At 62.5% G+C, this 21,873-nt stretch carries 21 protein-coding genes; 7 read left to right on the forward strand and 14 right to left on the reverse strand.

Going from position 1 to position 21,873, the window contains the following annotated elements; all coding sequences use genetic code 11:
• Window positions 1–170 precede the first annotated feature (170 nt).
• From C5L10_RS21055 to C5L10_RS21120, 14 genes are all read right to left on the reverse strand, one after another.
• Window positions 171–1,229: a dienelactone hydrolase family protein gene (locus C5L10_RS21055; protein WP_105431241.1), complete on the reverse strand. Its 1,059-nt coding sequence runs from the start codon at window positions 1,227–1,229 to the stop codon at window positions 171–173.
• Window positions 1,226–1,960: a FadR/GntR family transcriptional regulator gene (locus tag C5L10_RS21060; protein ID WP_105431242.1), complete on the reverse strand. Its 735-nt coding sequence runs from the start codon at window positions 1,958–1,960 to the stop codon at window positions 1,226–1,228. The genes C5L10_RS21055 and C5L10_RS21060 overlap by 4 nt, the downstream gene beginning before the upstream one ends.
• 31 nt (window positions 1,961–1,991) lie before the next feature.
• On the reverse strand, window positions 1,992–2,750 hold the full coding sequence (locus C5L10_RS21065) for an ABC transporter ATP-binding protein (protein ID WP_046666297.1): 759 nt from the start codon (window positions 2,748–2,750) through the stop codon (window positions 1,992–1,994).
• Window positions 2,747–3,604 carry an ABC transporter ATP-binding protein gene (locus tag C5L10_RS21070; RefSeq protein ID WP_105423697.1) on the reverse strand — a complete coding sequence of 286 codons (858 nt, stop codon included), beginning with the start codon at window positions 3,602–3,604 and terminating at the stop codon, window positions 2,747–2,749. Before C5L10_RS21070 ends, C5L10_RS21065 begins: the two co-directional genes overlap by 4 nt.
• Before the next feature lie 10 nt (window positions 3,605–3,614).
• Window positions 3,615–4,499: an ABC transporter permease gene (locus C5L10_RS21075; RefSeq protein WP_371411964.1), complete on the reverse strand. Its 885-nt coding sequence runs from the start codon at window positions 4,497–4,499 to the stop codon at window positions 3,615–3,617.
• Between the two features lie 22 nt (window positions 4,500–4,521).
• On the reverse strand, window positions 4,522–5,538 hold the full coding sequence (locus C5L10_RS21080) for an ABC transporter permease (protein ID WP_105431243.1): 1,017 nt from the start codon (window positions 5,536–5,538) through the stop codon (window positions 4,522–4,524).
• 73 nt (window positions 5,539–5,611) lie between these two features.
• The gene (locus C5L10_RS21085; protein ID WP_172717091.1) at window positions 5,612–7,216 is read right to left on the reverse strand and encodes an ABC transporter substrate-binding protein; all 1,605 of its coding nucleotides are present in this window, start codon (window positions 7,214–7,216) and stop codon (window positions 5,612–5,614) included.
• 372 nt (window positions 7,217–7,588) lie between these two features.
• Window positions 7,589–8,707 (reverse strand): sialidase family protein, encoded by a 1,119-nt coding sequence (locus C5L10_RS21090; protein ID WP_172717092.1) that lies wholly within the window; start codon window positions 8,705–8,707, stop codon window positions 7,589–7,591.
• 44 nt (window positions 8,708–8,751) lie between these two features.
• Window positions 8,752–9,684 carry a carbohydrate ABC transporter permease gene (locus tag C5L10_RS21095; protein WP_105431246.1) on the reverse strand — a complete coding sequence of 311 codons (933 nt, stop codon included), beginning with the start codon at window positions 9,682–9,684 and terminating at the stop codon, window positions 8,752–8,754.
• Complete coding sequence (locus tag C5L10_RS21100; RefSeq protein WP_105431247.1) at window positions 9,681–10,583, reverse strand: carbohydrate ABC transporter permease; 903 nt, start codon at window positions 10,581–10,583, stop codon at window positions 9,681–9,683. The genes C5L10_RS21095 and C5L10_RS21100 overlap by 4 nt, the downstream gene beginning before the upstream one ends.
• Window positions 10,584–10,593: 10 nt before the next feature.
• On the reverse strand, window positions 10,594–11,895 hold the full coding sequence (locus C5L10_RS21105) for an extracellular solute-binding protein (RefSeq protein WP_172717093.1): 1,302 nt from the start codon (window positions 11,893–11,895) through the stop codon (window positions 10,594–10,596).
• A 31-nt stretch (window positions 11,896–11,926) separates the two neighbouring features.
• Complete coding sequence (locus C5L10_RS21110) at window positions 11,927–13,021, reverse strand: ABC transporter ATP-binding protein (RefSeq protein ID WP_105431248.1); 1,095 nt, start codon at window positions 13,019–13,021, stop codon at window positions 11,927–11,929.
• Between the two features lie 202 nt (window positions 13,022–13,223).
• A complete protein-coding gene (locus tag C5L10_RS21115) occupies window positions 13,224–13,907 on the reverse strand; it encodes a GntR family transcriptional regulator (protein WP_105431249.1) in 684 nt (227 codons plus the stop codon).
• Window positions 13,908–13,938: 31 nt separating this feature from the next.
• On the reverse strand, window positions 13,939–14,838 hold the full coding sequence (locus C5L10_RS21120; protein WP_172717094.1) for a dihydrodipicolinate synthase family protein: 900 nt from the start codon (window positions 14,836–14,838) through the stop codon (window positions 13,939–13,941).
• Between the two features lie 251 nt (window positions 14,839–15,089).
• Between C5L10_RS21120 and C5L10_RS21125 the strand changes: the two genes are divergently transcribed.
• From C5L10_RS21125 to C5L10_RS21155, 7 genes are all read left to right on the forward strand, one after another.
• The gene (locus tag C5L10_RS21125) at window positions 15,090–15,839 is read left to right on the forward strand and encodes a hypothetical protein (RefSeq protein ID WP_105431251.1); all 750 of its coding nucleotides are present in this window, start codon (window positions 15,090–15,092) and stop codon (window positions 15,837–15,839) included.
• 160 nt (window positions 15,840–15,999) lie between these two features.
• Complete coding sequence (locus tag C5L10_RS21130) at window positions 16,000–16,878, forward strand: dihydrodipicolinate synthase family protein (protein ID WP_105431252.1); 879 nt, start codon at window positions 16,000–16,002, stop codon at window positions 16,876–16,878.
• A 5-nt stretch (window positions 16,879–16,883) separates the two neighbouring features.
• Window positions 16,884–17,564 (forward strand): GntR family transcriptional regulator, encoded by a 681-nt coding sequence (locus C5L10_RS21135; protein WP_105431253.1) that lies wholly within the window; start codon window positions 16,884–16,886, stop codon window positions 17,562–17,564.
• A gap of 51 nt (window positions 17,565–17,615) precedes the next feature.
• Window positions 17,616–18,947 (forward strand): ABC transporter substrate-binding protein, encoded by a 1,332-nt coding sequence (locus tag C5L10_RS21140; protein WP_105431254.1) that lies wholly within the window; start codon window positions 17,616–17,618, stop codon window positions 18,945–18,947.
• Window positions 18,947–19,882, forward strand: a complete 936-nt coding sequence (locus C5L10_RS21145) for a carbohydrate ABC transporter permease (protein WP_105422838.1) — start codon at window positions 18,947–18,949, stop codon at window positions 19,880–19,882. Before C5L10_RS21140 ends, C5L10_RS21145 begins: the two co-directional genes overlap by 1 nt.
• A gap of 29 nt (window positions 19,883–19,911) precedes the next feature.
• Window positions 19,912–20,733: a carbohydrate ABC transporter permease gene (locus C5L10_RS21150; RefSeq protein ID WP_046634738.1), complete on the forward strand. Its 822-nt coding sequence runs from the start codon at window positions 19,912–19,914 to the stop codon at window positions 20,731–20,733.
• Between the two features lie 27 nt (window positions 20,734–20,760).
• Complete coding sequence (locus C5L10_RS21155) at window positions 20,761–21,819, forward strand: ABC transporter ATP-binding protein (protein WP_105431255.1); 1,059 nt, start codon at window positions 20,761–20,763, stop codon at window positions 21,817–21,819.
• Window positions 21,820–21,873: the final 54 nt, after the last annotated feature.

Consider the following 21,873-nt stretch of genomic DNA (forward strand, 5'->3'; position numbering starts at 1 on the left):
TTCTTAACCCTCCCCACAAGGGGGAGGGTTAAGAATGCCGCACCGCCTCGCATCCCATCGGTGATCCCCCTTGGGGGGGGAGATGTCCGGCAGGACAGAGGGGGCGCCTCACCGCAGGCTCGGCCAGATCCAACCCCGCTTTTCGCGAAGGACCTGCCTTCCAACCCACCTCACATCACCCGATCGAGCCAGTCCATCGCATGGTCCTGCTGGTCAACCGGAAATGCATGAGCAGCACCGGGCCAAAGCCTCGTTTCGAGGCAGCGCTCCGCATCGGCGGCCGCCCAGATCGCATGAAGTTGCTCCTGCGCCGCCAAGGCGGCAGGCACCGGAAAATGCCGGTCTTCGGCGCCGCTGAAGATCAGCGCGGGTTTCGGCGCGGCGAGGCCTGCAAAATGCGGATAATCGATCTTCCCCGCAATCGGCGGATGCAGCATGGAAAAGGCCGACTGGCCGCGAAGCTGGTTGTTGCCCGGCTGCATGAGGCCTTGCAGCGTCCCCATCCAGCCGCCGGCGACGCAGGCGCTGGCATCGTCCGAAAGTGCGGCCGCCTGCCAGGCGCGCGAGCCGCCCATCGAATAGCCGAAGCTCGCCACACGGCTTCCATCGACGCCGGGCAGCGCGTGAAGCCATGCCATGGCTTCGAGGTCTTCGAGCAGGATGACGGAGGCGTAGGAAACCCCGAACTGCATGAGATTGGCGGCCAGCGCCTGCTGCGCTTCGTAACCGTTGCCTTTCCGGCTGCCCCAGCCGAGCGCGTCGGCGCAGAGCACGGTGTAACCGCGCCGGGCGAGTTCGTTGCCGACATGCCGGCCGCCATAAAGTTTCGCCGCCCATCGATCCGTGTCCGCTGCGACCTCGGAAACCTCGCCGGAGCGGCGGATCATCTTCTCCTTGCCGATCGAGAAGAACGAGCCGTGGTCGTGCAGGAGCAGCACGGCAGGCGTAACACCATTTGTATCCGGGCGAAGGAGATATGCTCTCGTCGTTTCGCCGTTCGAAAAGCCAAGTTCGAGCTCTTGGGCCCTGCATCCGTCTTCAGCCCACTCCGTGACGACGGACGCGCTTGCGGGCCCGATCCGCCCGACGCCGAGTGCCTGCCGCATCTTGGTCCGTGTGCGGTCCTTCCAGTCGGAAAAGCCTTCCGCCGCCGGCCGGAAATGCCAGTCGAACGAGAGGTTGTCGCGCAGCCTCGCTGCGAGGCTGGACATGTTCTCGCTGTCGATCATTTCTCCTGCCGCAGCCGTTCGAGCATCCGGTCGCGGCTGTCGCCCAGGTGCTTGCGCATCGCCCCGCGCGCGCCTTCCACGTCACGGGCTTCGATTGCCTTGAGGATGGCACGATGTTCTTCGTTGACGCGCGCGAGATGCACGGAGAGGCTCGCGTCATCGACCGCATGGGTCGAAAGCCGCATGCGGGGCATCAGGGTCTCGCCGAGATAGTTGAAGATACGGAAAAAATGCTCGTTATGGCTGGCGGTGGCAACGGCGCGGTGAAAATCGAAATCCGCTTGCGTATCCCGGCTTGCACGGCGGACGGCAGCATCCATCGCCTTGCAGGCCGCGGTCATGGCCTGGATATCCGCCTGGGTCCGCCGGTCGGAGGCAAGTGCTGCCGCTTCCGATTCGATGCCGATGCGCAGTTCGAGCCCCTTCACCAGGTTTTCGACCAGCATCAGGTTTTCGTCGCCAAGACGGAAAGGCGTCACACCCGCGTCCTGGCGAACGAAGACGCCGATACCGTGATGGATCGAGACGAGGCCGCTTGCCCGAAGATTGGCGATCGCCTCCCGGACGACCGTCCGGCTGACGCCCAGTTCGTCGATCAGCGCCTTTTCGGTCGGAAGCTTCGACCCGCGCGGATAGTCCCCAAGCTTGATACGCTCGGCGATCGTGCGCACGACCTGCGAACTCAGGGTCTCCCTGCGGCGCCAGGTAGCGGATGGGGCTTCGGCTGTCATCGGGCACTCCATGGCGTCTCGGATGTGAAACTCAGACAGCTTGGTCGTATTCGAGGCTCGCCTGGATCAGTTCCCGGGCATAGGGATCCTTGGCCTGACCTGTCGCCAGCACGTCTCGGCTCATCACCTCGACCACGCGACCATGCTGCATTACCGCCAGCCGCTCGCACATATGATCGATCACCGCAAGATCATGGGAAACGAAGAGATAGGTCAAGTTGCGTTTTGCACGCAGATCGGCGAGCAGATTGAGCACTTCCGCCTGCACCGAGACATCGAGCGCCGAGGTCGGCTCGTCGAGGAGCAGGATGCGCGGTTCGAGAATGAGCGCGCGCGCGATCGCCACGCGCTGGCGCTGGCCGCCGGAAAGCTCGTGCGGAAAACGCGACAGGAAGGCCGGATCGAGGCCGACATCGATCAGGGCCCGCTCCATGCGTTCGACCTGGCGGTCCATGCGATGGATGCGGAGCGGCTCCTGAAGCGCGGTGCGGATCGACTGGCGCGGATGGAGCGAACCGTAGGGATCCTGGAACACCATCTGGACCGTGCGGCAATATTCGACGAAGGGCATGTCGTTGACCGACCGCCCCTCGAGCTGGATATCGCCTTCCCAGACATTCAGAAGACGGGCGATGCAGCGCAGGATGGTCGATTTGCCGGAACCGGACTCGCCGACAAGCCCGAAGGATTCGCCAGCTTCGACCGAAAAGCAGACGTCGCCGAGAATTCGCTTCTTTGCGAGACCATAGCCGAGATCGATCGAGAGATTGCGGACGTCGATGGCGGTCATGCGCGCACCTCTTTGGTCTCTGGGGAGATGGTTTGGCGGTTCAGGACCGGAAGCGGCTTTCGGCTGCCGCCGATATGCGGCTGTGCGGCAAGCAATCCTTGGGTATAGGGATGCGTGCAGTTGCGCATGTCCCGGGCCGCCCGTTCCTCGACGACCTCGCCATGGCGCATGACCATAACCCGGTCGCAGAAATTGCGCACCAGGTTGAGGTCGTGACTGATCATGATGAGGCCGATGCCCTTGTTGGTCACCAGCTCGTTCAGGATGTTGAGGACCTGCATGCGTACCGTGACGTCGAGCGCGGAGGTCGGCTCGTCGGCGATGATGATCTGCGGCTCGGGGATCAGCATCATGGCGATCATGATGCGCTGGCCCATGCCGCCCGAGACTTCATGCGGATAAAGGCCGAACACCCGTTCCGGATCGCGGATCTTCACCGCTTCCAGCATTTCCAGCGTCTTCTGCTTCGCCGCCTGGGCCGATGCCCTGCTGTGGACGCGGTAGGCCTCGGCGATCTGATCGCCGACGCGGTGCACCGGGTTGAGCGAGAATTTCGGATCCTGGAGGATCATCGAAATGCGTCGGCCGCGGATCGTCAGCATCTGCTTTTCGCTGGCGGAGATGAGGTCGGTACCGCTGAAATCCATGCGGTCGGCCTCGATCTTCGCGGTCGGCAGCAACTTCAGCAGCGCGCGGCCGATGGTCGACTTGCCGGAGCCGGATTCGCCGACGATGCCGAGCCGCTCGCGGCCGAGATCGAAGGAGACGCCCTTGACGACGGTGTTGTAGGTCTTGCCGCTGCGATAGCTGACGCGGAGATTTTCGACCTTCAGGAGTGCCTGGCTGTTATCCATGGGGAAAATCCTAACGCTGTTTCGGATCCAGCGCGTCGCGCAGGCCGTCGCCGAGAAGGTTGAAGGCAAGGCTGACAAGCAGGATGGCGCCGCCCGGGAAGGCGACCAGCCACCAGCTGTCCAGCATGTAGCGCCGGCCGGTGGCGATCATCGCCCCCCATTCGGGCAGCGGCGGCTGGGCGCCGAGGCCGAGGAAGCCGAGGCCGGCCGCCGTCAGGATGACGGTCGCCATCGAAAGCGTGATGCGCACCAGAACAGAAGGCAGGCACATCGGCATGATCGACTTGATGATGATACGCAGTGATGACGCGCCCTGCATGCGCGAGGCCGAGATATAATCGGCGCCGCGGAAGGTCAGCGTTTCGGCGCGGGCGAGGCGGGCGATCGGCGGCCAGGTGGTCAGCCCGATGGCGATGATCGCATTTTCGAGGCCGGCACCGAGGGCCGCCACGAAGGCGAGCGACAGGATGAGGCTCGGGAAGGACAGGAAGATATCGGTGATCCGCATCATGATCGTGTCGTACCAGCCGCCGAAATAACCGGCCGTCGTGCCGACCAGCAGCCCGATCGGGCCGACGATGACCGACACGATGGTGATGATCGTCAGGCTGATGCGCGTTCCGTAGATGATGCGGCTCATGATGTCGCGGCCGAGCTCGTCGGTCCCGAACCAGTGCTCTGCGCTCGGCGGCTTCAGCGTGTTGCCGAGATCGATAACATTCGGGTCATAGGGCGCAATCAGCGGCGCGACGATCGCCGTCAGGACCAGGATGGTGATGACGACGAGGCCGAAGCCCGAAGACGGGTTGCCGAGAAGCTCGCGGATGACGGCGAGCAGCCGGCGGAAGGCCGAATTTGGGTTTGAGCGAGTACCGTTCATGGCCACGTCCTGCATGTCGAGAGATTGAGCTGCCATGTCACCGCGTCCTCGGATCGAAGATCTTGTAAAGCGCGTCGGAAAGCAGGTTGAGCGCAATGAAGATGATACCGACCAGCAGCACGCAGGTCATCACCGCGTTCATGTCGCCGATCAGCATGTTGTTGGTGATGTATTGGCCGAAGCCCGGCCAGGAAAACACGGTTTCGATGAGGACCGCTCCTTCCAGCAGGCTGCCGTAAGCGAGCGCCACGATCGTCACCAGCTGCACCCGGATATTCGCGAACGCGTGGTGCCAGATGGTGCGGCCCTTCGACAGCCCCTTCACCCGCGCCGTGGTCACGTATTCCTGGTTCAGCTGGTCCAGCATGAAACTGCGGGTCATGCGGGTGATATAGGCCATCGACGAATAGCCGAGGATGCTCGCCGGCAGCAGCAGATGGTTGACCGCATCCCGCAAGACCTCCCAGTCGCCGGCGATGATCGCGTCGATCAGCAGGAAGCCCGTCGTTTCCGGCACGAGGCCGATGTAATAATCCGACAGGCGGCCGCCGCCGCCGACCAGATCCAGCGCCGCATAAAAGATGATCAGGCCGATCATGCCGGTCCAGAAGATCGGCATGGAATGGCCGATCAGGGTGAGGAACCGGATGATGTGGTCGACCGGCCGGTTGCGGCGCACGGCTGCCAGAATGCCGAGCGGAATGCCCAGGCCCGCCCCGACGATGATCGCGAAGGTCGCAAGCTCGATCGTCGCCGGCATGACATGCAGGATGTCGTTGATGACCGGCTGCCCTGTCCGGATCGACGTCCCGAAATCGCCGTGAGCCAGGTCGCTCATATACCGAAAGAATTGCTGGTAGAGAGGAAGGTTGGCGCCGATCCGTTCCGCAACCGTGTCGTAGGTGGCCTGGTCGGCCTCTTCGCCGACAATGGCGCGGACCGGATCGACGGGCATCAGCCGTCCGATGCAGAAGGTCAGGATCAGCAACCCGAGAAGGGTTGCCAATATGGTGCCGGCCTGCCGCGTGAAAGCGGTGAGACGCTCGTTGTTCATGGGACTTCCTCAGAACCGTACCGGATGCCGCGGCGCTGCAAGACCAGGAGGCCTACGCCGCGGCAGCCGACGATTATCGTTCTTTCTTGACGGTGCGAAGCTGGGTCGACCAGGACGGGTTCAGTTCGAGACCCTTGATGTCGGCCCGGAAGCCGACGCTGTCGACCACTTCCGAGAAGGGCTGTATCGCCGGCACCATATCCGCGTAATAGGTCTGGATCTCCTGATACTGCTTGGTCTGCTTGTCCTTGTTGCCTTCGACGAGAGCATCATCGATCATCTTATTGATCTTCTCATCATAGAAGGACGTGCGCCAGCCCTGGAAATTCGTCAGCTTCGCCTCATCCGCATTGTTGGGATTGTAGACGATGGCGCGGAAGTTCGAGTCCGGATGCGGCAACTGGCCGCCACCGCCGCGGCCGACGAGAAGCTCATACTTGCGTTCGCGCATCGCGCCGTAGATCTGGTCGCCGGAGCCGGTGACGATCTCGGCCTTGATGCCGGCCTGCGCCAGCGTCGCCTGGATGGCCGTCGCAAGGCTCATGAACGGCACGTCGGAAATGGCGCGCAGCGTGGTCGGGAAGCCGTTCGGATAACCGGCCTCGGCAAGAAGCGCCTTGGCCTTTGCGACATCGAGCTTGTAGCCCGCATTCGGCAGGGCGCCGAAAATGCCCGCCGGAACCGGACGATCGCGCAGCTTGCCGAAATAGGGCAGCACGCTGTCGTTCAGGCCCTGGTAGTCGATAAGATAACGCAGCGCCTCGCGAACCTTCGGCTTCTGGAACTTCTCGTCCTTCATAGAGACGGCCAGATAATAGAAGCCGCTGCCGCCATTCGTCTGGATCTTGACGTCCTTGCTGCTCTCGAGCGCCTTCAGGTCAGCCGCCGACATGGAAAAGGCGATGTCGATATCGCCCTTTTCGAGCATCAGCCGCTGGCTCTGCGATTCAGCCAGATGACGCATCATGATCCGGCGCATGGCCGGCTTCTCGCCCCAGTATTTCGGGTTCTGCTCGAGCGTGACGCGCTCGTTCGACTGCCACTGGCCGAGCGTGAACGGACCGGAGCCGGCAGAGTTGTTGGTGAGCCAGGCGGCGCCCATGTCGCCGTTCTTGTCGTGCTCCACGACCGCCTTCATGTCGAGGATGGAGCCCGGCCCGACGATGCCGAGCGTCTGCACGATGACCTGCGGATCGACCTTCTTCGGCAGCTTGATGACGACCGTGCCGTCGTCCGGAGCGGTGAAGCTTGCATCGGCATTGGCGGCAGAGAAGCCGTGGGTCTTCAGGAATGATGCCTGCGCCAGGTTGAGCTTCATCAACCGCTTGAAGGACCAGACCACATCCGCCGAAGTGACCGGGTTTCCGGAGGCGAAGGTCGCCCCCTTGCGCAGCTTGAAGGTGATCGAGCCGTTGTCGTCGGCGATCGTCCAGCTTTCCGCCAGCTGCGGATTGACCTGGGCGCGATTGACGGCATCGAGCGCCACAAGGTTGTCATATATGTTTGTGAGAACCTGTACGGTCTCCTTGCCGGTGATGGCAGCGGGATCGAGCGTCAGGATATTGGTCATCGAGAAGCCGACGACCAGCATATTGGGTGGGGTTTCGGCATAAGCAGGCTGGAAAAACAGAGCGGAACCGAGCAATACCGGTCCCATTATTCTCGATAGCGGCGTCATGGCCGTCCTCCCTTGGATTGCCGGTCTCCTCCCGGCAGATAGATAATCGCAATCCAAGAGATATGATGTCTTACGACACCTGTCAATCCGAAATGCCGCCTTCCCCACTCGCTACGAAGTGGCTGGGGGCAGGCACCAGACATGTTTCCGAATCTGCTTTCTGAAGCAGAGGAGACAATCGCAGAGGATGTATGGCGGCGCGGCATTCGTAACCCTCCCCCTTGTGGGGAGGGTGGCCGGCAGGCAGGAGGGGTTTTTGCGGGGGCGAAGGCCCCTCCACAACCCCTGCCCCCAAGGGGGAGGGGCTCCTCGCGCCGCCGCACGTTCCATATGCGATCGCCTGCCGGTCGCCGGGCTGATCCGCGCTGTTGATCAGCCGGCTACGTCGAAGATCGATGCGCCGATGAAGCGCTCCTGATCGCTGCCGTAGTTGTAATAATAGACGCTCAGCAGCTTCCCGTCCGGCCTCACGACCGTACGCGGATAACCGAGATCGGACATGCCGCCGTCGTCACGGATGACGATGTCGTCGCTCCAGGTCTTGCCCTCGTCCGAACTGACCCGGGCGCGCAGGCCGTAGGGCGCGTCGCGATAACCGAACACAAGCACCAACCGATCATCCTTCAACCGGTTGAGGGTCGGCGGGTTGCCGGCGTAACCTGTATTCGGCACCGGCCGGCCGATCAATTCCCAGGTCCTGCCCTCGTCGCCGGAGGTATAGGCCTCGATCCAGGCCTTGCGGTCCGGGCCGCGGCTTGCCGTCGAGCAGCGCACCAGCGTCAGCACCTTGCCATCCTTCAGCCGGATCGACGCCGGCATGATCGCAAAACCCTCCGGTTCCTCTCCGACGAAGCTTTCGAAGCTGAAACTCTTGCCGCCGTCGCGGGTGCGGACGCAGAAGACCTGACCTTCCTTGCCGTTCGGCTTGGCGGCGCTCAACAGGAAGAGCGCGTCATGCTTGCCGAGCGGCACGATGTCGGTGCGCGCCGAAATGCCCGGCAGGCCGAAATCGCCGAGCCGGTAGGGACCACGCCAGGTCCTCGCCCGGTCGTTGCTGACATAGAACCAGCTGATAGCACCCCCCAGCAGGCCGGTGCGGGCGCACATGACGATCGTTTCCGGATCGGTGAAATCGATCGGCTGGTCGAGCTGGCGAAGGTCCCGGTCGATGTCGATCCTGGGCTGCGCTTCGAGTTCGGGCAGGACATGCTCGTCGCCGGAAAGCGTCTGGCTGCCGGGCACGAAGGCGTTGAACCGCTCGATCGTCCAGGTCTCGCCACCGTCGAGGCTGCGGGCCTGCACCGGAATGAACGGCCGGGTCTTGTCGCGCGCATGCAGGTTCTCGGCCTCGCCACGGAAACCCTGGACGAAAATCGTCACAGCCTCGTCACCCCAGAGCCACAGGCCGTAATTGGCAGGCCATGCGGCAAACTCGCCCGGTTTGCGGTAGACTTCCACATTCTTGATCGCATCTGACTTGACCACAGGCATCCTCCTTGCCGCCAAGGCGGCTCATTCATCTCTTGATTGATCGGTCAGCCCTTGACGCCGCTGGTCACCGCGCCGTCGATCACATGCCGCTGCGCCAGAAGGTAGACGATGATGACCGGCAGGGTGATGAGTGTCGCCATCGCCATGACGACGTTCCAGCGCGCATCCGGCCCGCTCTGCAGCAGTTGCAGGCCGATCTGCAGGGTCGCCATCTCCCGGTGCGAATTGAGAATGAGCGGCCAGACGAAGTCGTTCCAGGCACTCTGAAAGCTCAAGACGCCGAGCACAGCGAGCGACGGCCGGGCCAGCGGCAGCAGGATGCGCCGGAAGATCGTGAACGGCGACGCACCGTCGAGCTTGGCAGACTCCTCGTATTCCATCGGGATGCGGGTGAAGAACTGCCGCATCATGAAGATGCCGAAAGGTGTCGCCGCAGTCGGCAGGATCATGCCCCAATAGGTGTTGAGAAGGCCGGTGCCGCCATTGCCGAGCCAGTCGTTGCCGCCGGCGAAGGGGATCTTCTGGACGATCAGGAAGACGGGAACGATCTGGCTCTGCGCCGGCACCATCAGCAGGCCGACGACCAGCGCGAAGATCAGGTTGCGGCCGGAAAACTGCATGCGGGCAAGCGCGTAACCGGCCAGCGAGCAGAAGACGAGGTTCGAAACGGTCGAGCCCAGCGCGTAGATCAGGCTGTTCACCAGCTGCCGGCCGACATCCGGCGACGCCATGGCGTCAAGATAGTTCTGCCATCGCAGGCCGTCCGGAACGAAACTCGGCGGAAACCGGAAGATTTCCTGGTCGCCCTTGAACGAGGTCGAGACCATCCAGAGGAAAGGCATCACGGTGGCGAGCGCTGCAAACAGCAGCAGCAGGTACCCGATGACATTCATCACGTCGAAGCGCGGGAACTCCCGGCCGCGGCGGCGGGCCGTGATCTGTCGTTCCATCGCGGCAGGCTGCGCAAGGTCGGTCATGCGTCTTTCCTCCGCATGATCCGGGTCCCGATGATCGAGAACACCAGGATGGTCAGGAAGAGTATCGTCGACATGGCTGCGCTATAACCGAACTCGGTATAGCCGAAGGCCGTCTGATACATCTGGTAGACGACGGTTTCCGTGGAGCCGAGCGGCCCGCCCTGCGTCATCACGTAGATCGCGCCGAACACCTGGAAGGTCTGCACGATCAGGATGATCAGCAGGTAGAAGGTGACGGAACTCAGCATCGGCACGGTGATGCGCAGGAAGATATCCTTGCCCTTCGCCCCATCGAGGCGCGCTGCTTCGTAGAGGTCGTTCGGAATATCCTGGAGCCCCGCCAGATAGATGATCATCGCGGTGCCGAAATCGCGCCAGATCGCCATGATGATCAGCGAATTCATTGCAAGGCTGGGGTTCTGAAGCCAAGGCTGCGGCGGCAGGCCGACCCGGGTCAGGACACCGTTCAGCGGCCCGGCATAGGGCTCGTAGACATAGGCCCAGACGACGGCGGCCGCGATCAGCGAGGTGAGGACGGGCAGGTAGAAGATCGTCCGGAAGGCGATGCGCCCCGGCACGTTCTGATTGAGCGCGACCGCGGCCAGCAGGCCGAGCACCATGGTCGGAAAGGTCACGCCGATCGTATAATGGATCGTGTTGCCGACCGCTTGCTGGAAGCGCGTATCGTTGAAAAGCTTGATGTAATTGTCGAAGCCCACGAAATTCGTCGGCTTCAGGAACGAGACGTCCGTGAAGCTCATCAACAGCGTCGCCACCGCCGGCAGCAGCAGCGACAGGAACAGGATGACGAGCGCCGGTGCGAGGAATGCGTAGGCGCTCCAGTTCTGATGAAAACTGACCGTTTTGATCGGCCTGGATGTCGAGTTCTGAAGCGCCATCACCTGCTCCTCAGCTTTTTTTGAGCAATGTCTGCACTTCGTCGGCGGCAGTCTTCAGCGCCTTGTCGGGCGTGTTCTTCTGGAAGATGACTTCCTGAACGCCGCGCGCGACGAGTGACATCATGCGCGAGAATACGGGCGTCGCCGGCGCGGTCGGCGGGGCGTAGCTCGCGGTCTTGATGAACTTGGAAAGATAGGGGTCGGCCTGCACGTCCTTGTTCTGCTGGGCGGACTTCAGGGCCGGCACGTTCTTGCTGGCGACCGCAAAGGCGACCTGCTGTTCCGGCGACATCGCAAACTCGACAAGCTTGAGCGCCGCTTCCTGGTTCGGGGCGCCTGCCCGGACGGCGAAGCAGAAGGGATCGACAAGCGACGTGAAACCGCCGCTCTCCTTCGGGAAAGGCACGACGTCGAACTCGACGCCTGCCTTCAGCGCATTGTTGGTCGAGTAGTTGCCCGCGACCAGCATCGCAGCGCGTTGCTGGTTGAACGGGTTCGCCATGCCGCCAGGGCCGACGCCGAAGCCCGCATCGGTGATCTTGTCGGTGACGACGAGGTCTTGCAGGAAGGTCAATGCCTTGACGCCTTCCGGACCGGCAAAACCCGGCGCCGACAGATCCGCCGTCAGCAGCGAACCGCCCGCCCCCTGCAGCAGCAGCGTGAAGAGTTCGAAGGCCTCGAGGTCGTTCTGGTAAAGCTGGATGCCGGAGACCTGCAGCATGCCGCCGCCCGGGCGCTTGGTAACGGCCTTTGCCCATTCGCGAAGTTCGGCCCAGTTCTGCGGGCCCTTGTCCGGATTGAGGCCCGCTTCGCTGATGAGCTTGCGATTGATGCCAAGGCCGCGCGAGGTGCCGTAAAGCGGCATGGAATACTGACCGCCGTCGGCACGGCCGTAGGCGAGCAGGGACTGGTCGAGATCGGCCGTCTTCACATTCGGAAGCGCCTTGCCGAGTTCGACGAGCTTCTTGCCCGAAGCATAGGTGAGATTGTAGTCCCAATGCTGGACGATCAGGTCCGGGCCGGTATTGCCGTTGATCGCCGTCAGCATCTTTTCATTGAGCTGCGACGGCTCGGCATAGAGGCTGGACTGCAGCGCGACTTCCGGACGTGCGGTCTTGAAGGCGGCTTCGAGCGCTTCACCGGCGGCCTTCTTGCTGCCCGCGAGCTGAGACCAGAAAACCAGTTGCTGGTCCGCCGCAAGCGCGCGGCCGGACGCCGACATCAGGATCGGCAGGCCCGCGAGCCCGGCGGCAGCACCTGACAGAAATGCACGGCGTGTAGGCCTCATGGCATGCATGACATCGTTCTTCATCGCAAACTCCTCCCGATTTATCGACGATGATTCAGTTCCGGCCGACTGTGGTCCCGGCGGCATCAAAGACGTGGATGTTGGCCGCGTCGCAATAAACGTTGAGGTCCCTGCCCGGCTCGACGGCCTGGTCGCCGGCAAACACGCAGGTGAAATTCTGCCCCTCGATAGCGCTGTGAACGATCGTCTGGGCACCCAGCCTCTCGACCGATCGCGGCACGAGGCCGATCTTCACCAGCGGCTCGCTGCCGGCCGGATGCGGCGCCAGAAATTCCGGGCGAATGCCAAGGACGACCTCCTCGCCGACCTTGAGGCGCTTCGCCAGTCCGTCGATGACAATGGTCCCGATGCCGGCAGCCTCGAAGGAATAATATTCGCTTTCGATCGCCTTCACCCTGCTGCGCAACATGTTCATCGGCGGGCTGCCGATGAAGCCGGCGACGAAACGGTTTACCGGCTTGTGATATAGGTCCATCGGCTTGCCCACCTGCTCGACACGGCCGCCGTTCAGCACCACGATCCGGTCGGCCATGGTCATGGCCTCCAACTGGTCGTGGGTGACGTAGACCATGGTGGCACCGAGCTCCTTATGGAGCTGGGTGAGTTCGGTGCGCATCTCGATGCGCAACGCGGCGTCGAGATTGGAAAGCGGCTCGTCCATCAGAAAGATTTTCGGCTTGCGGACGATCGCTCGGGCGATCGCGACGCGCTGCCGCTGGCCGCCCGAAAGCTTCGACGGCTTGTCCTTCAGCCGGGTGGAAAGCTGCACCGTGCCGGCGGCCTTCTCGACCTGCTGGCGGATGTCGCCCTTCGAACGGCGCTCCATCTGCAGCGGAAAGGCGATGTTGTCGTAGACGCTCATATGCGGATAGAGCGCGTAGGACTGAAAGACCATCGCCACACTCCGCGTGCCGGCCGGCCGGCGGGTCACGTCGTCCGGGCCAATTCTGATCGCGCCGTCGCTGATCGGATCGAGCCCCGCGATCAGGCGCAGCAACGTGGACTTGCCGCAACCGGACGGGCCGACGAAAACCGCGAATTCCCCGTCCTCGATGGCAAGCGATACGTCCGTGATGGCGTCGAACGCCCCGTAGCTTTTCGAAACGTTGGATAGCTCCAGACGCGCCAAAGCTCGGTCCTCCCCTGAATTGCTTCTCCCAAAGCGTCAGATACCTGACAGCTTCACCATGCAACAAAAAACCGGACCTGTAAACATGTTGTTCGACAACTTCTATGCCAACTGATATGATCAGTCATTCATCAAGAACGCCGGCAGGGGGCCGGAGCCCTTGGAAACAATCGATAGGATTCAAATACCGGGCCGCCGCCCGTCAGAGCTCGATCGCCCGCTCGCGGGCATGCATGATGTGGCGGTCGATGGCGTCGCCTGCCGCATGCGGATCGCGGGATTTGATGGCGTCGATGATTGCCAGATGATCGGCGAAGGCCGGCGGCAGGACCTGCTCGGAAAGACTGATCCTGTCGAGCTTGATGAGCCGCATGCGGATCGCGTTGACCGCATAGGCCTGGATCAGCAGGTCGTTCTGGGTCGAGTCGACGAGAAGGTTGTGAAACCCGTCGTCGACCTTCTGGCCGCGCTCGAAGACATCCCGCGAGGGGGCATTGCGGACCTCGTCGAGGATCGACTGGTGAAGCCTGGCCTGCTCGTCGAGGATAACATCAGGCATCCGCCTGACGGCCGTCAGCACGGCCTCGCGCTCCAGCGCCATGCGCACCTGGAAAGCCTGGCGGATGATCGAGAGGTCGATCTGGGTAATCTGGATGCCCCGCTGCGGCATGACCACCAGCAGGCCTTCATATTGCAGACGCGGCAGCAGCTCGCGCAGAGCGCCGATCGACAGGCCAAGGAGAGCGACCAGCTCCCGCTGGGACACGAACTGGCCCGGCCGCAGCCGGCCATCGAACAGCGCCTCGCGAAACCGCTCGTAGGCGATCTGCTTGACCGAGCGGAGTTCTGGCTGTTCGGTGCCGGGCGGTGCAGTACGTGCGCGCATCTGTCTCCTATCGCCGGCGGTACCGGGCGGGTCAAGCAGCGGCGCGATAACCCGTCCGCTCAAACAATTCAATGAGCATAGCACGATCGCGCTGATTGAGAGCAACCAGAGGCGGCACCGCATATGCCAGACTTTCGTCGTTGCGATAATGGGCAAGAGCCGCCTTGAGGGCAACGAGCGATCCGTAGGCATCCACTGCCTCGATGCGCCGCGACTGCTTCTCCAGAAGGCCCGCATCGTCGGGACTGTCGTAAAGCGCCCTCAGATCATTGGCAAAGACGTTGGGCATGCCGCCGATCATGCCGGCGCCTCCAGCCTTGACGAGCGTCGGCAGAACCCGGTCGTCGCCCGTAAAGACGGCAAGCCCCGGGAAGGACTTCACCAGCATCAGGCCGTTTTCGAGATCCCCGGTCGAATCCTTGATCCCGGCGATGCGCCTGCCATGCTTGCGTATCAGGGCCGCGACCAGCGGCTGCGTGAAGCGGACGCGGCTGAGCTGCGGGATATTGTAGAGGACGAGATCGATTTCCGTATGCGCTCTGGTCCGCTCGATCAGCGTATCGAAGAAAGCCGCGATGCCGTCCTCGCTCGCTCCGTAATAGAAGGGCGGCAGGACGAGCGCGGCGCGACAGCCGAGCTCTCCATAGGCGATCAGCGAGGTTACGGCGTCGTCGAAACTCGCTGTCATGATCGCCGGCATCTGACGGCCCATATCCACCCCGCCCGCCTTCAGGGTTTTGAGAGCTTCGAGCTTCTGAACGGTCGAAAAGGATGCGCCCTCGCCCGTCGTGCCGAACGTGGAAATGAAACTGCAGCCATCTGCCAGGAGATGATCGATATGCGCCTTCAGCCGGAGGGTATCGATACGGAATTCGGCCGTCACCGGCGTGACGGAGGCGGCAACAATGCCCTTCAGCGCTGCATTCGACATGAACAGGTTCCTCGTTATAGGACTGATATAATCAGTGTGAGTATCAGTCGTCAAATATATATTTACATCAGCCGCCGGCTGCGGCATGTTGCGCCTGGGATTGGCGATGGAGGAACGGATGCGCGACTGCCGTCGGCATATTTTGAAGCGTGCAAAATCCATTGATTTTATTGGGATGCTTGAAAGCTCGGCTATTGGTACTAATTGCGAATGCCCCTGGGCTTCCACTTCAAACCAAGGAAACTGAACCTATGCCGGACATGCCTGCCGACACCCTCCCCGCCCGCCTCGCGAGTGCCATTCGCAATGCCATCCCGTCGAGGACCGTGCTTGATCCGGAGCCCTTTCTCGGGCTGCCGCTGGCGGATGCGTATGCGGTGCAGACGGACGTCTTTCGCGCGCTCGGCCAGCCGTTCAAGGGCGCCAAGCTGACCCTGAAGGGTGATTTCTGCCAGAGCGCACCGCTTCTGTCCGTCGATGAAGAAACCAGCCATGCCCATCAGCCGGGCATCTCGCTGGAAGTGGAACTGGCCTTCGTGCTCGACAAGGATGTCGTGGCCCGCGACGGCGAAGTGACCCGCAAGGATATCGTCGACGCGATCGGTTCGGTGCGGATTGGCGTGGAACTTCTTCGCAGCCGTTACCAGGGCGGTTCCCGGGGCGATCCGGCCCTCGCCGCCGCCGACATGATGAGCAATGTCGGGTATGTCCTCGGCCCGCCGCTGGACCGGAGCCTGCTCGACGAAGGCGCATCGATCGGTCAGCTGTCGGTTTTCATCGACGGTCAGTCCGGCTTCGACAAGCCGGCGGTGCACTCCGACGGCGACCCGCTGAAGACCATGGTCGTGCTGGCGAACCAGAAACAGCTCTCCTCCTTTTCCATGCTCAAGGCCGGACAGGTGATGACGACGGGCACGTTGTGCGGACTGATCCCGGTCGCGGAACCAGGCAGGATCGAAGTGAACATGGGCGGACAGCGGTTCGTCCTCGGCCTGAGCTGACGCGACCTCGAGGGATGTGGCGATGACCGAACGTCCCTCGAAACCCACCAACGAACAGTAGCCAGGGCTCACCCTTCAACTCCAAGCAAATTACTCACTTGATTTCTAACATGTCAGTATGCAAGCATTGGACCAACACTGGGAGGATAAATAAACCAATATGCGTTTCGGGCTCTCCGTCGCACTCGCGACCCCTTTTGACAAAGATGGCAAGATCGTGCTCGACGCGATGGTCACCCAAGCTCGCCGCAGCCTCGATGCCGGCTGCGACAGCGTCACGGTTTTCGGCACGACCGGTGAAGGCGCCTCGATCGGCAATAGCGAACGGGACAAGGTCCTCGCCGCCATGATTTCGGGCGGCATCGCGCCGCGCCAGATCGTTGCGGGTGTTCTCGTCGACGCAGCCGGGGACGCCGCAGAACAGGCCGCACACGCCCTGTCGGCGGGTGCGCGCAACATTCTTCTGGCCCCGCCCTCCTATTTCAAGAATGTCAGCGACGAAGGCCTGTTCGGCTGGTTCTCCACGGTCTTCGCCCTTTTGGGCGACAAGGCCCGCGACATCATCGTCTACCACATCCCGTCGGTCACGATGGTGCCGCTCAGCCACGCGCTGATTGGCCGGCTTCGCCAGGCATTTCCCGGCATTGTCACAGGGGTAAAGGATTCCGGGGGCGAGTGGGCCTTTACCGAAAAGCTCCTCAAGGAACATGGCGACCTCATCATCCTGATCGGCGATGAGCGGCATCTGGCCCAGGGCGTGCGTCTCGGCGGACAGGGTGCGATCTCCGGCGTCGCAAACTTCGCCCCGCGCGAAGTTCGGCGCATGGCCGTGGATGGCGAGGACGATCAGCGGGTCGTCGATCTCGTTGTGGAATTGCTGAAATATCCCGTCATTCCGGCCGTGAAGGTGATGATCGCCCATCTTTCGAACGAGCCGTCGTGGCTGACGGTGCGGCCGCCGCTTCTTTCGATCACCGACGAGGGTCAGCGCCTGTTGTCATCGGCCTTCGACACCCTGTTCCGTTCCAAGGCGGCCTGAAGACCATGGATCAGGCGCGCCCCACGGAAAGTCCGGTCGAGGAGCAGCCGACGCTGAGGGAGAAGGCTTACGAGAGCTTTACGCGCCATCTTCTGGCGCGCGACGTTCGCCCGGGCCAGTTCGTCTCCCAACGTCGGCTGGTGGAATTGACGGGCCTGACGCTTGGCGCAATCCGCGAACTCGTGCCGCGGCTGGAGGCGGAGGGACTGATCAAGACAGTACCGCAGCGCGGCCTGCAGATCGCCCATATCGACCTCAACCTCATCCGTGAAGCCTTCCAGCTTCGCCTGTTCCTGGAAAAGGAAGCCGTTGCACTGTTCACCCAATCGGCCCCGGACCAGGCGGTCGCCAGGCTTTTGAAAGAGCATCGCGAGATCGTTCAGGCGATCCAGGGCGGCAACGACAGCCGTGAGCTGGAACTCCATGCGCAGGCGGTCGACTGGGGCATGCACGACGCCTTTATCGACGCGCTCGGCAACACCATCATTTCGAACGTCTACCGGGTGAATTCCATCAAGATGCGGCTGATCAGGCAGGAGCGGTTCCGCATCGACGGCCGGGTCGGCCCCGTCATGAACGAGCATCTGAAAGTGCTCGAAGCGATCGAGCGACGCTCCGTGGAGGAAGCGGTCGCAGCACTCGTCGCCCATATCAATCACGCGAGGGATCGCGCGATCAGACTTTAGAAAAAGCAGCCGGAGACAAGGGTATCCGGCGCATTAGGAGGAGGAAATAGCATGTCATCTTCGTTCTGGAAGCCTACCCGCCGCAGTTTCCTGGCCGGTTCGGCCGCGCTCGGCGCCGCCGGTTTGGTCGGTTCGCATCCGGCCTCGGCCGCCGTCGACTGGAAGCGCTTCGCCGGCACCACACTGGAAGTGAACCTCGTCAAAAGCCCGCGCGGCGACACCATCATCAAATACCTGGCCGAGTTCGAGGCCCTGACCGGCATCAAGGTCAATGCCGAAGCGACCCCGGAACAGCAGCAGCGCCAGAAGGCGACGATCGAGCTCTCGTCCGGCAAGCCGAGCTTCGACGTCATCCACCTGAGCTACCACGTCCAGAAGCGCCAGTTCGAAAAGGGCGGCTGGCTTGCCGATATCAGCGGCTTCCTGAAGGATCCGACGCTCACCGACCCGTCGCTGAGCGAAAGCGATTTCGCCGAAGCCGGCCTCACCTTTGCCAAGGACAAGGACGGCAAGCTGCGCTCCCTGCCCTTCTCGGTCGACTACTGGATCGTCTACTGGAACAAGGAACTCTTCGAGAAGAAGGGCCTCGCCTATCCCAAGACCTTCGATGAAATGGCAGCGGCAGCGGAAGCGCTGACCGACAAGACCACCAATACCTACGGCTTCGTCGCCCGCGGCCTGAAGAACGCCAACGTTCCGGTGTGGACGGCGCTGATGCTCGGCTACGGCGCGACGGCGATCGGGCCTGACGGCAAGCTGCGCACGACCTCCGACGAGGCCGTCGAAGCCGCCAAGCTTTACCAGCGCCTGATGACCAAGTCGGCCCCGGCCGGCATCTCCGGCTTCAACTGGGCGGAAGCCCAGTCTGCCTTCCTGCAGGGCAAGGTCGGCATGTGGCTGGATGGCGTCGGATTTGCTCCGCCGCTCGAAGACCCGCAGAAGTCCCGTGTCGTCGGCAAGGTCGGCTACGGCGTCATGCCGAAGGGACCGAAGGCGCAGGCGGCCGCCACCTTCGGCGATGGCATCGGCGTCACCGCCGGCAGCCAGAAGAAGGAAGCCGCCTATCTGTTCTGCCAGTGGGTCATCTCGAAGGAGATGGGCGCACGCCTGCTGCAGGCCGGTGCCGGCGTTCCCTTCCGCCAATCCATCCTCGCCGACGCGGAAGTCCGCAAGGGCGTCACCATGCCGAGCGCATGGGTGGATGCGGTCGCTGCTTCCGGCAAGGTGTCGCAGCTTGCGCTGCCGGTCATCATCCCGGTCACGGAATTCCGCGACATCTACGGCGTCGGTCTCACCAACATGATCGGCGGTGCCGACCCGGCGACGGAGCTCAAGACGGCAACGGCGCAGTTCGAACCGGTACTTGCCAAGAGCGAGGGATAATGGCCTCCGTGAGCATCGAAACAGCACGGACGGAAACCGGTAACAAGAGGAGCAAGCCGAGCAGGCTTGCTCCCAATTACTGGCCTTTCGTCGTTCCCGCCCTCATCGTCATCGGCGCGGTCATCGTCTTCCCGTGGGTTTTCACCCTCTGGATGAGCGTGAACAGCTGGACGCTGGGACAGGAGCAGACCTTCGCCGGGCTGGACAATTACATCCGGCTGGCGACCGATTTCCGCTTCTGGGAATCGCTCTGGCACACGCTGATCTTCACGGTGCTGGCGGTCGTGGCACCGCTGTTTCTCGGCACGCTCGCAGCACTTATCTTCGATGCTCAATTTCCGGGGAGAGGCTTTCTGCGCGGCGTCTTCGTCATGCCGATGATGGCGACCCCGGTCGCCATCGCACTCGTCTGGACCATGATGTACCATCCGCAGCTTGGCGTCCTCAACTATCTGCTGTCGCTGGTCGGCATCGGCCCGCAGGAATGGATTTACAACCGCTACAGCGTCATTCCTTCGCTGGTCCTCGTCGAGACCTGGCAATGGACGCCGCTGATCATGCTGATCGTGCTCGGCGGCCTCGCCGCACTTCCCCGCGAACCCTATGAGAGCGCCGAGATCGACGGCGCCAACGCCTGGCAGAAATTCCGTTACCTGACGCTCCCGATGATCGCACCCTTCCTGATGATCGGCGTCATCATCCGCTCGATCGACGCAATCAAGAGCTTCGACATCATCTACGCGATGACGCAAGGGGGACCGGGTACGGCGTCCGAGACGATCAATATCTACCTCTACAACACCGCCTTCGCCTATTACGACATCGGCTACGGCTCGGCGATGGCGGTCGTCTTCTTCGTGATCATCGTCGCGCTCTCTTTCCTGCTGATGATGGTCCGCGCGCGGACGAACTGGTCGGACATGGAGACGCGCTGATGGAACACGCTCTCACCAAACGCCCCCTCATCAGACGCAAGACGCTCGATCGCATCGGCCTCCTGTTCGCGGCCCTCGTCATGGTGTCGCCGGTCGTGCTGTTCTTCCTCTGGATGATCTCGCTGTCGCTCAAGTACGAGATCGACAACGGTGCCTATCCACCGATCCTCATCCCAGAAAACTTCGCCTGGTCGAATTATGTGCAGGTGTTCCGCGAGAACAATTTCTTCCTGTATTTCTGGAATTCCGTGCTGGTGACGGGGGCCGCGACGCTGCTGGCGCTCATCATCGGCGTGCCGGCGGGATACGGCATCGCACGGTTGAAGGCGGACAAGGCAGCGATGGTCATCATGATCGCCCGCATGACGCCCGGCCTTTCCTTCCTCATTCCGCTTTTCCTGCTGTTCCAGTGGCTGAACCTGCTCGGCACGCTCTGGCCGCAAATCATCATCCACCTGGTCGTCACCGTGCCGATCGTCGTGTGGATCATGATCGGTTATTTCGAGACGACGCCGATGGAACTCGAGGAGGCTGCCAGCATCGACGGCGCGACGCCCTGGCAGGTATTCCGCCTCGTGGCCTTGCCGATTGCCAAGCCCGGCATCGTCGTCGCCTTCATCCTGGCGCTCATCTTCTCCTGGAACAACTTCGTCTTCGGCATCGTGCTTGCAAGCCGCACCACGCGGACGCTGCCCGTTGCCGTCTACAACATGCTTTCCTTCGAACAGGTCAGCTGGGGACCGCTCGCCGCGGCCGCGCTGATCGTCACCCTCCCCGTGCTGGTACTCACCCTGTTCGCCCAGAAGCAGATCGTCGCAGGCCTGACGGCCGGCGCGGTCAAGGGCGGCTGAGCAGGCTCACAAACAGGATCGAATTTCATGGCAACCGTCACCCTTCACAACATCCAGAAGCGCTTCGGCGCGGTCAACGTCATCCAGGACCTCAGCGTCGATATCGCCGACGGGGAGTTCGTGGTTCTCGTCGGTCCCTCGGGCTGCGGCAAGTCCACGCTGCTGCGCATGGTCGCCGGCCTCGAAGAGGTCAGCGGCGGCGAGATCCGCATCGGCGCCCGCGAAGTCAGCAACCTGCCGGCCCGCGACCGCGACATTGCCATGGTGTTCCAGAACTACGCGCTCTATCCGCATATGACGGTGGAAGACAACATGGGCTTCGCGCTGAAGCTCAAGCGTGCGAACCCCGCCGATACCGCAGAGCGTGTGAAGAAGGCGGCCGCGATCCTCGGCCTAGAAAACCTGCTTCAACGCTACCCCCGCCAGCTTTCCGGCGGCCAGCGCCAGCGCGTCGCCATGGGCCGGGCGATCGTCCGCAATCCGCAGGTGTTTCTCTTCGACGAGCCCCTCTCGAACCTCGACGCGAAACTGCGCGTTGTGATGCGCAGCGAGATCAAGGCCATGCACCAGCGCATCGGCACGACGACGATCTACGTGACGCACGACCAGATCGAAGCCATGACCATGGCCGACAAGATCGTCGTATTGCATGACGGCAATATCGAGCAGGTCGGCGCTCCGCTGGAACTGTACGACCGACCGGCCAATCTCTTCGTCGCTGGTTTCATCGGATCGCCGGCCATGAACTTTCTGGACGGCAAGATCGAGGAAGGCGTTTTCCGCGCCGAAAAGGGGCTGATCCTGCCGCTTCCGGCGGAAGTCTCGCCGGTCAACGCGGGTGGCCGCCCGCTCGTCTACGGCATCAGGCCGGAGCACATCCGCGCCAGCGATCAGGGCATCCAGGGCCGCGCGGCGATCGTCGAAGGCACCGGCTCGGAAATCTTTGCAAAGCTCGATTGCGGCGGCGAGCAGCTTTCCTGCCTTTTCCGCGAGCGCATCGATGTCAGGTTCGGCGACACGGTCTGTATCGCGATCGACGCGAAGCAGGTCCACCTCTTCGACAAGGTGACGGGCCACAGGCTCTGAGCGAGGTTGGCGGCGTCTAATCATTTGCGCAAGCGCAAAGACAGCCGCTTCTTT

Source organism: Neorhizobium sp. T6_25 (assembly GCF_002968555.1).
Taxonomy (GTDB): domain Bacteria; phylum Pseudomonadota; class Alphaproteobacteria; order Rhizobiales; family Rhizobiaceae; genus Neorhizobium.

Bases quoted from the DNA above. Each gene is read 5' to 3' on its own strand.
- C5L10_RS21055 (WP_105431241.1), bottom strand. From the start codon at position 1,229: ATGATCGACAGCGAGAACATGTCCAGCCTCGCAGCGAGGCTGCGCGAC.
- C5L10_RS21060 (WP_105431242.1), bottom strand. From the start codon at position 1,960: ATGACAGCCGAAGCCCCATCCGCTACCTGGCGCCGCAGGGAGACCCTG.
- C5L10_RS21065 (WP_046666297.1), bottom strand. From the start codon at position 2,750: ATGACCGCCATCGACGTCCGCAATCTCTCGATCGATCTCGGCTATGGT.
- C5L10_RS21070 (WP_105423697.1), bottom strand. From the start codon at position 3,604: ATGGATAACAGCCAGGCACTCCTGAAGGTCGAAAATCTCCGCGTCAGC.
- C5L10_RS21075 (WP_371411964.1), bottom strand. From the start codon at position 4,499: ATGCAGGACGTGGCCATGAACGGTACTCGCTCAAACCCAAATTCGGCC.
- C5L10_RS21080 (WP_105431243.1), bottom strand. From the start codon at position 5,538: ATGAACAACGAGCGTCTCACCGCTTTCACGCGGCAGGCCGGCACCATA.
- C5L10_RS21085 (WP_172717091.1), bottom strand. From the start codon at position 7,216: ATGACGCCGCTATCGAGAATAATGGGACCGGTATTGCTCGGTTCCGCT.
- C5L10_RS21090 (WP_172717092.1), bottom strand. From the start codon at position 8,707: ATGCCTGTGGTCAAGTCAGATGCGATCAAGAATGTGGAAGTCTACCGC.
- C5L10_RS21095 (WP_105431246.1), bottom strand. From the start codon at position 9,684: ATGACCGACCTTGCGCAGCCTGCCGCGATGGAACGACAGATCACGGCC.
- C5L10_RS21100 (WP_105431247.1), bottom strand. From the start codon at position 10,583: ATGGCGCTTCAGAACTCGACATCCAGGCCGATCAAAACGGTCAGTTTT.
- C5L10_RS21105 (WP_172717093.1), bottom strand. From the start codon at position 11,895: ATGAAGAACGATGTCATGCATGCCATGAGGCCTACACGCCGTGCATTT.
- C5L10_RS21115 (WP_105431249.1), bottom strand. From the start codon at position 13,907: ATGCGCGCACGTACTGCACCGCCCGGCACCGAACAGCCAGAACTCCGC.
- C5L10_RS21120 (WP_172717094.1), bottom strand. From the start codon at position 14,838: ATGTCGAATGCAGCGCTGAAGGGCATTGTTGCCGCCTCCGTCACGCCG.
- C5L10_RS21125 (WP_105431251.1), top strand. From the start codon at position 15,090: ATGCCGGACATGCCTGCCGACACCCTCCCCGCCCGCCTCGCGAGTGCC.
- C5L10_RS21130 (WP_105431252.1), top strand. From the start codon at position 16,000: ATGCGTTTCGGGCTCTCCGTCGCACTCGCGACCCCTTTTGACAAAGAT.
- C5L10_RS21135 (WP_105431253.1), top strand. From the start codon at position 16,884: ATGGATCAGGCGCGCCCCACGGAAAGTCCGGTCGAGGAGCAGCCGACG.
- C5L10_RS21140 (WP_105431254.1), top strand. From the start codon at position 17,616: ATGTCATCTTCGTTCTGGAAGCCTACCCGCCGCAGTTTCCTGGCCGGT.
- C5L10_RS21145 (WP_105422838.1), top strand. From the start codon at position 18,947: ATGGCCTCCGTGAGCATCGAAACAGCACGGACGGAAACCGGTAACAAG.
- C5L10_RS21155 (WP_105431255.1), top strand. From the start codon at position 20,761: ATGGCAACCGTCACCCTTCACAACATCCAGAAGCGCTTCGGCGCGGTC.